10 protein-coding genes are annotated in these 11495 nt (G+C 70.4%); 5 read left to right on the forward strand and 5 right to left on the reverse strand.

Annotated elements, in window-relative coordinates:
- Positions 1-102 precede the first annotated feature (102 nt).
- Entirely contained in the window at positions 103-1167 is a 1065-nt protein-coding gene (locus tag BUR99_RS08790) for a glycosyltransferase family 2 protein (RefSeq protein ID WP_074259965.1), read from the forward strand.
- A 45-nt stretch (positions 1168-1212) separates the two neighbouring features.
- Here the strand turns inward: BUR99_RS08790 and BUR99_RS08795 are convergent, their stop codons facing one another.
- On the reverse strand, positions 1213-2217 hold the full coding sequence (locus BUR99_RS08795) for a nucleotide-diphospho-sugar transferase (protein WP_143231551.1): 1005 nt from the start codon (positions 2215-2217) through the stop codon (positions 1213-1215).
- Between the two features lie 158 nt (positions 2218-2375).
- Here BUR99_RS08795 and BUR99_RS08800 point away from each other — a divergent pair, with 158 nt between their 5' ends.
- Entirely contained in the window at positions 2376-3275 is a 900-nt protein-coding gene (locus BUR99_RS08800; RefSeq protein WP_159440972.1) for a glycosyltransferase family 2 protein, read from the forward strand.
- A 37-nt stretch (positions 3276-3312) separates the two neighbouring features.
- Positions 3313-4536 carry a glycosyltransferase family 4 protein gene (locus BUR99_RS08805; RefSeq protein ID WP_074259967.1) on the forward strand — a complete coding sequence of 408 codons (1224 nt, stop codon included), beginning with the start codon at positions 3313-3315 and terminating at the stop codon, positions 4534-4536.
- Here the strand turns inward: BUR99_RS08805 and BUR99_RS08810 are convergent.
- On the reverse strand, positions 4502-5911 hold the full coding sequence (locus BUR99_RS08810; RefSeq protein ID WP_159440973.1) for a DUF4082 domain-containing protein: 1410 nt from the start codon (positions 5909-5911) through the stop codon (positions 4502-4504). The two genes, BUR99_RS08805 and BUR99_RS08810, sit on opposite strands and share 35 nt — an antisense overlap.
- A gap of 10 nt (positions 5912-5921) precedes the next feature.
- Positions 5922-6551: an acyltransferase gene (locus BUR99_RS08815; RefSeq protein ID WP_074260319.1), complete on the reverse strand. Its 630-nt coding sequence runs from the start codon at positions 6549-6551 to the stop codon at positions 5922-5924.
- 309 nt (positions 6552-6860) lie between these two features.
- Here BUR99_RS08815 and BUR99_RS20240 point away from each other — a divergent pair, with 309 nt between their 5' ends.
- Together BUR99_RS20240 and lhgO are read left to right on the forward strand one after the other, a co-directional pair.
- Positions 6861-7307, forward strand: coding sequence for a VanZ family protein (locus BUR99_RS20240; RefSeq protein WP_074259969.1), 447 nt, complete (start codon positions 6861-6863; stop codon positions 7305-7307).
- A gap of 6 nt (positions 7308-7313) precedes the next feature.
- Positions 7314-8519 (forward strand): L-2-hydroxyglutarate oxidase, encoded by a 1206-nt coding sequence (gene lhgO, locus BUR99_RS08825; protein WP_074259970.1) that lies wholly within the window; start codon positions 7314-7316, stop codon positions 8517-8519.
- Between the two features lie 3 nt (positions 8520-8522).
- Here lhgO and BUR99_RS08830 read toward each other — a convergent pair whose 3' ends face one another.
- Together BUR99_RS08830 and BUR99_RS08835 are read right to left on the reverse strand one after the other, a co-directional pair.
- Entirely contained in the window at positions 8523-10052 is a 1530-nt protein-coding gene (locus BUR99_RS08830) for a sugar transferase (protein ID WP_084183846.1), read from the reverse strand.
- Positions 10053-10414: 362 nt separating this feature from the next.
- Positions 10415-11356: an EamA family transporter gene (locus BUR99_RS08835; RefSeq protein ID WP_074259971.1), complete on the reverse strand. Its 942-nt coding sequence runs from the start codon at positions 11354-11356 to the stop codon at positions 10415-10417.
- Positions 11357-11495: the final 139 nt, after the last annotated feature.

Raw genomic sequence — 11495 nt, forward strand, 5'->3', positions numbered from 1 at the left:
GAGCGTCCCCCGGACTGGGCGTCGCGAGGGCGTTGCCGGCTCGGTTAGCCTCGACCGAGCATCGCTGAGATTCGGTCGGATCCACGCGGTTCGGGGGTCACGATGAAGTTGAGCCGGTTCGTTCAGCTCCCCGCCGGTGCGACACCGCACGTCGAGGTGGTCGTGCCGTGCTACAACTACGGCCACTACCTGCCCCAGTGCGTCGAGAGCATCCTGCGTCAGGCGGGCGTGCGCACGACGGTGACGATCGTGGATGACGCGTCGACCGACGACTCGGTCCTCGTGGCGGAACGGCTCGCCGGTGCGCACCCGGGGGTCCGACTCATCCGGAACGAGACGAACCTCGGCCACATCCGTACCTACAACGTCGGCCTGCGGGAGGCGGACTCCGACTACGTCGTGCTGCTCTCGGCCGACGACATGCTCGCTCCCGGGGCGCTCTGGCGGGCCGCAGCGCTCATGGAGGCGCACCCGACGGTCGGCTTCACGTTCGGCCATGCCCAGAAGTTCGCCACCGAGCCGTCGCCTCGCGCGCCGATGCCCGCCGTGACCTGGGCGACCTGGCTCGGCGAGGAGTGGATCGAGCTGCAGATGCGACGAGGGTGGAACAACATCTCCTCGCCCGAGGTGGTCGTCCGCACGACGGTGCAGCATGCGGTGGGGTACTACAACCCCGATCTCCCGCACTCGGGTGACGTCGAGATGTGGCTGCGCATCGCGGCCGTCGCCGACGTCGGCCATGTCAACGGCGTCGACCAGGCGTACTACCGTCGCCACGCATCGAACCTCTCGACGGGCTACAGCGGCTATCGGGACATCGAGGAACGCTGGCGGGCCTACGAGGGGTTCCTCTCGGACTGGTCGCGGACGGACGACGCTGTCCGTCTGGGCGCAGTGATGCGTCGGCGCCTCTCGGACGAGGTGCTGTTCGACCTGCTCCGAGATCTCGACCGCGTCGAGCTGCCCGCCGAGCGAGTGGACTGGATACTGGAGCTCGCGCATCGCATCGACCCCGACGTCGTCGGTCGCGGGCCATGGGCCGACGCGCAGGTGCGGCGCGCAGGCGGTCGGCCGCGCGGCATCTCACCGGCCGTGCGCTCCGCCGGCCGCGAGCTCGCCGCGTGGACGCGCTGGCACCGGTGGCGCAGGTTCCGCTACCTCGGATGAGCCTCGCATCGGCCCGATGAGCCTCGCGGCACGCCATCGAGGATCTCAGGCAGGCACCTGGCGGATGCGGAGCGCTCGGCGCACCCCGCGCTGCGCCGTGTCGAGGAGGGCGAGCGGCACCTCCCGCAGCGCCGGTGACCCGACATGGGCGAACAGTCGCCCGACCCCGGTGGCAGGTTCCACCCAGTCGGCGGGTTCATCCAGATCGGCGACATGCGGTCGCGCGGCCGAGACGAACGGGGTGAGGTCGAGGTGCAGCTGTTCCCACTCGGACCCGAGGCGTCGGCGGAGACCCCCCGTGCCCCGCTCAGGGCGCGACCAGGGCTTGCGGCCCATGGCATGCACGAGCGCCGGCAGCCTGCGCCGGGCGGCCCAGCGTTCCTTCACGGTGAACCCGGACGGCCCGAAGCACTGTGCGATGTCGACCCCGCGGCGGAGCTGTACGAGCGGCACGCCCGAGTATCCGCTCGAGCCGAGCAGCCCGCCGAGCACCTCCTGGTCGCCGAGGTAGGCGATCGGGCGACGGGGGATCGGGGCATCCTGCGCCGCCGCATACTCCGGGGTCGCGAGCACCGCAGCCCAGGCTTCGAGCAGGGGCCGATGCACCGCCGAGACGCGGAGCACACCGGAGTTGATCGACCTTGGCAGCACGCGGCCGACCTCGAGACCGAGCGTCGTCGTTCGCACCGGGGAGCACTGGTGGTAGCCCCAGTAGTACTCCTCTGCGGCGATGAGCACCTCTCCCGGGTGCGGGTCGAGCAGGGGGCGGATGTCGCGAGTGGCGATGATGTCGGTGTCGAACCACAGCACGGGATCGGCTCCCTCGTCGAGCAGGTGCATCAGCACGGTCGGCTTGACGTCCCACCCGGTCGCACGAAGTGAGTCCGGCGCGTCCATCACGGTGATGCCGTGAGCCGTCGCCCACGTCCGGAAACGGTCGGAGGCGCCGGGCACCATCGCGCGGATGTCGAGGCCCGGACTCGTGGCCCTGAGGCTGAGGGCGGCGAGTTTGAGGCCGGTCAACGCCTCGGGCCGATCGTCGTACAGCACGACCACCAGCGGCCGCGTGGAGCTCCTCGACGACGACGTCGCTGGAGCACGGGACCGGTCCACAACCTCAAAGTAGGGCACAACGGTGCCGGTCGCACCCCTCTCGCCCCACGTTCTGGGGCGAGAGCGCCGAGGGCCCGCGGCCTAGGATGAACGGCGTGACAGTCGATGTCGCCGCGGTCGTCGTAACGTACAACAGCGAGCAGCACATCTCGGACCTGCTCGACACTCTCCCTGCCGCTTTCGCGACGACCTCGTACTCCGTCGTGGTCGTCGACAACGGCTCGACCGACGGCACGATCGACCTGCTCGACCGCCGCACGGACTGCACGGTCGTGCGCTCGACGAACGTCGGCTACGCGGCGGGAATCAACCTCGCCGTCCGCTCGTCTCCCGCCGCCGCGGCGATCCTCATCCTGAACCCCGACGCGAAGCTCGACCCCGATGCCGTGCCCCGCATGCTCGCGGTGCTGCACAAGCCGGGGGTGGGCATCGTCGCGCCGCGCATCCGGGAGCAGGACGGCAGCCTCTCCCGCACCCTCCGGAGGGCGCCGACCCTCGGTCGCGTCGGCGGATTGAGCTTCACCGGCCTCGCGTCGTTCGCCGAGCGCGTCGAGGATGCGCGAGAGTACGAGCGCGAGCATGAGGTCGATTGGGCGGTCGGCGCCATCCTGCTCGTCGGCCGGCCCTGCTACGAGGCCCTCGGCGGGCTCGACGAGTCGTACTTCCTCTACTCGGAGGAGACGGATTTCTGCCTGCGGGCGCGCGATGCCGGTGGGGCGACGGTCTACACACCCGTCGCCGGCGCCATGCACATCGGCGGCGGGTCCGGCGAGAGTGTCACGACCCACACGATGAAGGCCGTCAACAGGGTGCGCGTCTACCATCGGCACGCCGGGCCGCTGCGGGCATGGCTGTACTTCTCGATGACCGTGCTCATCGAGATGCGTCGCGCGATCCGCTGGCACGGCGCTTCCTGGCCGACCGTGCGCGCACTGCTGCACCCGGCGGAGCGTCCGGTCGCACTCGGCGCGAACGACACGCTGCTGCCGGGATGAACGGCGAAGGCGCGTCGGGGCGCGAGCGGCGGCTGCCATGACGAGGGTCCTGATGATCGCGCCGACCTGTGATGGATCGGACGTGGGCGAGGCGTGGCTCGCACACCAATGGGCGAGCCTCCTGTCGGAGCGCTTCGAACTGACGCTCCTGACGACGTTCAAGCGCGGCCATGTGCCGGCATCACTGCAGCTTCCCGGAATCCGGGTGATCGAGTGGGCCGAGCCCCCGGGTGTCGGTCGGTTCGAGCGCCTCAACAGCCTGATGGAGCCGGGCTACCTGCCGTTCTACGTGAAGGCGCGGCGGTGGATCCGCGCCCGGCTCGCCGAAGGCGAACAGTTCGACATCGCGCACCAGGTCATCCCGGCGTCGATGCGGTACCCGTCGCCTGCGGCGGGCCTCGGGATCCCGCTCGTGCTCGGACCGCTCGGCGGCAGTCTCGAGTCGCCGCCCGCGTTCGCATCCGAGGAGGGCGCGATTCCGTGGTACCAGCGGCTGAGGAGCATCGACGGGTTCCGCCTGCGACACGACCCGCTGCTTCGACGGTCGTTCGAATCGGCCGACTGCGTCGTCGGGATCGCGCCCTACGTGCGCGACCTGCTCGCCGGCCTGTCGATCCGGCGCTTCGAGACGATGAGCGACGTTGCGATGCACGACGTGCATCCACCGGTGGATCGTGCGGGACGCAGCGGACCCGTGCGGTTGCTCCACGTCGGACGCATCGTCAGGACGAAGGGCCTGCGCGACGTCATCCGAGCCCTTCACCTCCTGCGCGATCTCGACCTCGCGCTCGACGTCCTCGGCGAGGGCAACGACCGCGAGGCGTGCGAGGAGCTCGTGCACGACCTGGGACTCGACGACCGCGTCGCGTTCCATGGACAGGTGCCTCGCGCGGTCGTCGACGGATTCTACGAGCGGGCCGACGTGTTCGTCTTCCCGAGCTACCGCGAGCCCGGGGGGAGCGTCGTGCTGGAGGCCATGTCGTTCGGTCTGCCGCTGGTGGTCTGCGACCGCGGCGGCCCCGCCGCCAACGTCGACGAGTCGTGCGCGTTCCGGATCCCGGCGGTCTCGCCCGCGCAGATGGCGACGGAGTGCGCGTCCGCGTTGCGAGCACTTGCACTGGATCCCGAACTCCGCCGCCGCATGGGAGCGGCGGCTCGAGCACGGGCGGCATCGACGCACCTCTGGACGCACCGTCTCGAGCGGATGACGGCGCTCTACGCTGCGGTCACCCGCCGTCGCCCGAGCACCGCAGACGACTGACCGGCACCGGCTGTCCGGCCGCGTCGAGCGTGACCACCCGGGCCTGCCAGGTCTGCACGACCGAGCACCGAACGTCGACCGGAGCGTAGCCCCAACCTCCGTCGACGACGTTGAGGTTCCGGATCGAGCCCGGCATGCCGTTGCGGAACGAGTACCCGCCACCGCTGACGATCAATCCGTCGATGTCGACCGAGGTGTTCTCCTGGCCGCTGGGGTAGAAGAACGGCGCGGTTCCGTGGCATCCGTCCTCCTCCTCCATCAGGATCGTGGACTGTCGGACGATGAGATGCGGTCCGTCATAGCCTTGGATGCCGTCGCCGTGCCAGTCGCCGCAGACCTTCGGCGGCGTGATGCGGATGAAGGTGAACTCGACGGTCACGGTCTCGCAGCCGGCGCCCTTGCCACCCGCGCGGAGTCCTTCGGGAACGCCGTCGATGGCGGTGTTCCGAACGGTGTAGCCGCCGGGGCCGATCACCTCGAAGCCGTTGGCGCCGCTCGAGGTGAACTCGGAGTCCTCGACGAGCAGGCCGTTCTTGCACACGTCGTCGTAATCGTTGACGATGCGGGCATCGACGGCCTGGATGCGGCGCAGGGTCACGTTCGGTGCCTCGACGTAGATCGTGGCGTCGGTGTACCGGACGTCTTCGATCACAGCGCCCGCCTCGCGGATCCAGACTTCCCCCGTCATCTCGCGCTCCGGGGCCCAGCCATCGGGCAGGCCGACGGTCTCACGCGTCGGGAAGACGCCCAGCGCGGCCTGCGGCGGCGGCGTCGCGTCGGCGACGAAGGTGACGTCCACCCAGTACTGGCTGGAACGCCAGGTCGAGCGCGGAACGGCGCTGTGCGACTCGTAGTCGAAGACACCGGAGTCCGTGAGGCCGACGTCGAGCGCATCGCTGTGCGAGCCGCCCGAGTGATCGACCGTCACTCCGTAGCCGCCGCCCTCCGGCACTCGGTACGAGACGACGTACGTCCGGTCGGCCTCGAGCTCGACGGGCTTCGCAAGCGCGGCGGTCTGCCAGCCCGACGAGGTCTCGGACACGAAGTCGGCCTCGGCGAGCTTCTCGCCGTCCTCCGTCCACAGGGTTCCCGTGTGCTTCCCAGTGGCCCCCTCCGCCTTGTAGAAGCGGATGCCGGTGGCGAGTCCGCCGACGGTCGGAATGAACATGGTGCCCAGCTCGGCCGATTGCGGATCGGGGTGGAGCTCCACACCGGGCGGCCGTTCGGTACCCCAGATCGTGGTCGGGGCGGTCGCTGCCCTCGTCGTCGCCAGAACAGTGAGGCCCACGACTCCGGCGACGGCCGCGATGAGGGCCAGTGCCACGACGAGGAGACGTCGGCGACTCGGGTCGGGTGTCGAGCTCGATGGTCGCACCGTGATCCGTTCAGCGACCCTGCTCCGAAAGCACGCCATCGATCTCGGTATAGCGTTCTCCGGTGCGGGGACAGGTCCAGCGCCCCTCGGGCTCCTCGAAGAGCGGTACGCCCGCCCTCCCGACCCAACCCACCTGCCGGGCCGGAGTGCCGACCACGAGCGCATGCGCCAGGACGTCCTTCGTCACGACCGACCCCGCCGCGACGAGTGACCAGGCCCCGATCGTCACGGGTGCGATGCACACGGCACGAGCGCCGATCGATGCACCCTCCCGAACGGTGACGCCGACCGCGTGCCAGTCGTCTGCCGACTTCGGCGTGCCGTCGGGATTCACGGCACGCGGGTACTCGTCGTTCGTGAACACGACGGCCGGTCCGATGAAGACGCCGTCCTCGAGCACGGCCGGCTCGTACACGAGCGCGGAGTTCTGGATCTTGCACCGGTCGCCGATGACGACCCCCGGACCGATGTAGACGCCCCGCCCGATGGTGCAGTCCGACCCGACGACGGCGTGCTCCCGGAGCTGCGACAGGTGCCAGATCCGAGTGCCGTCGCCGATGGTCGCCGATGGGTCGATCTGAGCGCTCGCGGCGACGGCGACGAGGGATCCGGCATCAGACGGCGACGAGGCGACAACCATCTCAGCACGCTCCTTCGGCGACGGCGAGGCGCCGGCGACGGCGACGATCGTGACCGATTCGGGATCATGGAGCGTCGGATGATTCACCGAGTCGCGGTTCCCCTTGGATGCGGTCGACCGATCGGCATCGCAACCACTCGCCCACTCCAGAAACTACTCGTGCAGCACCGGCGCCCGCCTCCCCCAGTCAGGGGGAGTCGCCGACGAGAGCCGTCGCGCTACGCTGAGGGGCCGGGCCGGATTGCGGAATCCTCAGCGTTCCGAGGCTTGCGCGCGACCAGGTTCGAAGCGAGGCGGGTTGTGGAGCGGATGCGTTCCCAGTGGGCTCTCTGGGTGTTGGCGGTCTACCTGCTGCTCGCGGCGGTCGTGCTGATGTCGCCGCTGTCGTACGGTGCGATCACCCAAGCGATCGCCACCTGGGCGAACGAGGAACTCGGACTCGCCGGAGTCCGCGACGGAATGGTCGAGTTCGCTGCGAACATCGCATTCTTCGTTCCGTTCGGGCTGCTCCTGAGCCTCTCGACGCGACGATTCTGGATCGGCCTGACGGCGGCCCTGGTGCTGTCGGCGTCGGTCGAGCTGGTGCAGCTCATCCTCCCCTCGCGTGTGGCGAGCCTTCGGGACGTGCTCGCGAACGTCCTCGGCGCGGCCATCGGCTGCCTCATCGCCCTTGCGATCCTGCATTCCAGAACCCGCCGGAGGCGTGCGGCGGCCAGTGGCACGGGCCAGTCGCCGTCGGCGACGCCGTCGGGATGACGTCGCATGGACGACCTCATCATCATCGGGGCGGGCATCGTGGGCCTGGCGACGGCGCGCGCCGTCCTCGAACGCGAGCCGAGGACCCGCATCACGATCGTCGAGAAGGCCGACGCCGTCGCCACGGGGCAGACCGGGCACAACTCGGGGGTCGTCCACGCGGGTCTCTACTACGAACCCGGATCGTTGAAGTCCGAGCTCTGCCGGGCGGGCAGGCTCGCGACCATCGAGTTCTGCGAGGAGAACGCCGTGCCGCTCGGCCGGGTCGGCAAGCTCGTCGTCGCGACCGATGAGCGGGAGCGGGCGCGCCTCGATGCCCTCGCCGATCGCTCGGTGGCGAACGGAATCGACATCGAACGGATCGATGCGGCCGAGATCAGCAGGCGCGAGCCGAACATCCGCGGCGTCCAAGCCGTCTTCTCGCCGGGGACGAGCATCGTCGACTTCGGCCTCGTGGCGCGCACCATGCAGGCGCGACTCGAGGCTGCAGGCGTGCGTCTGGTCTTCGGCGCCGACGTGAGGTCGATCGACGAACACGGCTCGGCAGGCGCGGGAGAGGTGCGCGTGCGCACGGCCGACGGTGCCGAGTACCGCGCGAGGAGACTGGTCGCGTGCGCCGGGCTGCAGGCCGACCGGATCGCCCGCCTCGGTGGGCTGCCGGTGGACTTCCGGATCATCCCGTTCCGCGGCGAGTACTTCGAGCTCGTCGGTCAGGCGAGCCTGGTGCGACACCTCATCTATCCGGTGCCGGATCCGTCGATGCCGTTCCTCGGCGTGCATCTCAGCCCGACGATCGACGGTCGCATCACCGTCGGGCCAAACGCGGTGCTCGGCTTCGCCCGCGAACGCTACCCGAGGGGGGCGATCTCCGCCGCCGACATGTTCGACTACCTCCGGTTTCCCGGGTTCTGGCGGATGGCGTTCCGGCACCGCCGAGCAGCCGCGATCGAGGCTCGGAACTCGATGTTCCGCCGCAGCTATCTCGCCGCGTGTCGTCGGTATGCGCCCGGTCTGCGCCTCGAAGATCTCGGCAGGAGATTCGCGGGGGTCCGGGCGCAGGCGGTGCGTCCCGACGGCTCGCTCGTCGAGGACTTCCTCTTCGAGCGCACGGCACGGCAACTGCACGTCTGCAACGCGCCTTCGCCCGCGGCGACGTCCGCGATCCCGATCGGCCGGCTCATTGCCGGACAGTTCGCCGTCGGAGCACGCTGACGATCAGTACGCGCCGACGGGTCGCAGCACGACACGCAGCGTGCGCCAGATGAGCATGAGGTCGCCCGTGAGGGACCAGTTCTCGACGTAGTAGAGGTCCAGGCGCACGCTCTCCTCCCAGCTGAGGTCGGATCGCCCGCTGACCTGCCAGAGGCCGGTGAGCCCGGGCTTGATGAGGAGCCTGCGGTGCACCTGCGCGGAGTACCCGTCGACCTCCTCCGCGAGCGGCGGCCGGGGGCCGACCATGCTCATCTCACCGCGGAGCACGTTCCAGAGTTGCGGGAGCTCGTCGAGCGAGTGCTGCCGCAGGAATCGGCCGGTGCGAGTGACCCGTGGGTCGTTCTTCAGCTTGAACAGCAGGCCGGCGGCCTCGTTCCGTTCGAGAAGCTCGGCGCGCACTCGATCGGCCCCTGGGATCATCGAGCGGAACTTCAGCAGCTTGAACGTCTTGCCGTCGCGGCCGATGCGCTCCTGCCGGTAGAGGATCGGGCCGGGACCGTCGAGCTTGATCGCGATCGCGATCGTGATCAGTATCGGCGCGATCGCGATGAGGCCCATCGAGGCCGCGAACACGTCGAACCCTCGCTTGAGGGCGTGCTTGCCGCCGTCGAACTGGGGGATCTCCACCTGGATGAGGGGGAGCCCGGCGACCGGGCGGAAGTGGATGCGGGGTCCGGCGACGTCGGTCAGCCGCGACGAGAGCACGAGCTCGGTGGCCGTGCCTTCGAGGGCCCAGCTGAGCTGTCGGATGGCATCGCCCGCCGAGTTGTACTGCCCGGTGACGATGACCGCGTCCGCATGAAGGGCCACGGCCGCCGCCGCCGCCGCGCCGATGCCGTCGAGCACGGGAATCGACGTGCCGTCGGCGATGAACTCGGAACGGTCGTCACCGTCGATCGCCGCGCCGACGACGACGAACCCGGCGCCGGTGTCGTGTGCGATCTGACACGCGACGTACTCCGCGTCGATTCGGGAGCCGACCACGATCGCGCGGGAGAGGAAGCGGCCGCGGCGGCGCTCGGCGACGAGCCATCTGCGCCAGAGCCATCTGCCTGCCAGCAGTCCGGCGACGCCGATGGGGGCACCGACCACGAGATACCACCGCGCGTTCGGGGGCTGCGCGACGAGGAAGACGATCGCCACGACACCGAAGGTGGTCGCGCTGGCGTTGAGCACCCGCTTGTACTCGAGCGCGCCGACACCGAGCACGTGCGGTTCGCGGGTACGGAACGCGACGAGGGCGAGCAGCCAAGCCGCCGCGATGGCGACGGGGGCTCCGATCCGCTCGGTCGCCGCCTCATGGAGGATGTCCGGCCCGATGATGGCCGATCTCACCGCGACGGCGATGAGCATGGCGACGGCGACGATCATCGCGTCGGTGACGCGCAGACGGTCGCGATACTGCCGGACCCACCGGATGCCCGAGGTCGAGACCGCATGGTCGGTGACGGCGACGGCGACGGGCGAACCGGAACCGTCGAACCGCGCGAGGTTCTTCGCGGGCGGTTCCACCGGTGAGGGGACGCCGGTCATGAGCGCGACGACGCTTCTCTGTTGGCGGAGAGGCCGCTACGGGGCCGACGGGAACGCCGGCGGGATGCAGGCATGGCAGGTTCGATCTTCGGGTACGGGCGATCGGGGGCATGCCGGGTCGCCCCGGCATCGGTGCCGACTCGCGACTGAACCACGTCGACGAGCCGGTGACTTGTTCCTCTGGGAGGAAGTTGCCCCTGACGCTACTCGGCTGCTAGGATCCGCACCTTACCCAAAACGGGGCACACGATGTACCCGGGCACACGATGCACCCGGGCACCCGGCATCGCACTCGCGTCGCCCGAGACGCGCGGACCGGTCTCAGCCCGCGATGGCCCCGCAGCCCCCGACGGGTCCGCAGGTCAGGTCGTGACGAGCCGCGGTCGCCGGCCCGGATTCGCCGTCGCGAGCACGACGATGCCGGTCGCGAGCACGAGCAGCCCGAGCACCGCCCCGACGGTGAGGGATTCGCCGAGGAGTGCGACGCCGAGCACGCCGGCGGTCAGCGGCTCGGCGAGCGTGAGCGTGGCGACCGTCGCCGGGGCGAGTCCGCCGAGCCCGTAGCCGAAGAGCAGGTAGGCGACGGTCGTCGTGACGAGGCCGAGCCAGAGGGCCATCGCGAGGCCCGGCCCGGTCGCGAGCCACGAGGCATCCGTCGTCGCGAGCAGGGGGACGCTGAAGACCGCTGCGGTGCCGAAGAGCGCGCCCATGCTGGAGGTTCCGCTCCAGCCGCGGTCGAGCAGGGCCTTCGCTGCCAGGGTGTAGACCGCATACGAGGCGCCGGCGCCGAGCGAGGCCGCGAGGCCGAACGGGTCGGCGCCTGCGGCTCCTCCGCCGCCGGTCGCCGCGGCGAGGATGCCGACGCCGAGCGTCGCGACGGCGGTGGCGATCGCCCAGCGGTGACCGGGGTAGCGGCGCCGGAGCGCCCAGTCGAGCCCGCCCGTGATGACGGGCGCGGAGCCGAGCGCCACGACCGTGCCGACCGCGACGCCGTTCGCGGCGGTGCCGGCGAAGAAGGCCGGCTGGTAGGCGAGCACGCCCGCCGCGCCGATGGCGACGAGCAGCCAGGCGGGCAGCGGATGCCGCGTGGCGACGTCGGCCACCGGCGCGGCGGGTGTCCCGGCCGCACCGCGCCGGCGCCCGGCGAAGATCGGGATCAGCGCGAGCAGCCCGAGGGCGCCGCCGCCGATCAGGATTCGCGCCGCCCCGACCGAGGCCGCGCTCGCCTCGGGCCCGAGCGCCTGCGCGGTGCCCGTGGTGCCGAAGCAGACGGCCGCGAGCAGCACGGCGGTCACGAATCGCATGGCATATTGTTACACAATCCGGCCCCAGCCGTGAGGAGGAGTTCGAACGATCGGGAGGAGGCGGGACGTGCGTTCCGGCCCCCGAACGGTGCGTCGACCTGCCGCCGCCGTACGAGCACGCCTCCGCAGGCCGATAAGC

Origin of the sequence: Agromyces cerinus subsp. cerinus, assembly GCF_900142065.1 — a bacterium.
Taxonomy (GTDB): domain Bacteria; phylum Actinomycetota; class Actinomycetes; order Actinomycetales; family Microbacteriaceae; genus Agromyces; species Agromyces cerinus.

Coding starts and splice junctions, on each gene's coding strand:
- BUR99_RS08790 (WP_074259965.1), top strand. CDS start 103: ATGAAGTTGAGCCGGTTCGTTCAGCTCCCCGCCGGTGCGACACCGCAC.
- BUR99_RS08805 (WP_074259967.1), top strand. CDS start 3,313: ATGACGAGGGTCCTGATGATCGCGCCGACCTGTGATGGATCGGACGTG.
- BUR99_RS08815 (WP_074260319.1), bottom strand. CDS start 6,551: ATGGTTGTCGCCTCGTCGCCGTCTGATGCCGGATCCCTCGTCGCCGTC.
- BUR99_RS20240 (WP_074259969.1), top strand. CDS start 6,861: ATGCGTTCCCAGTGGGCTCTCTGGGTGTTGGCGGTCTACCTGCTGCTC.
- lhgO (WP_074259970.1), top strand. CDS start 7,314: ATGGACGACCTCATCATCATCGGGGCGGGCATCGTGGGCCTGGCGACG.
- BUR99_RS08830 (WP_084183846.1), bottom strand. CDS start 10,052: ATGACCGGCGTCCCCTCACCGGTGGAACCGCCCGCGAAGAACCTCGCG.
- BUR99_RS08835 (WP_074259971.1), bottom strand. CDS start 11,356: ATGCGATTCGTGACCGCCGTGCTGCTCGCGGCCGTCTGCTTCGGCACC.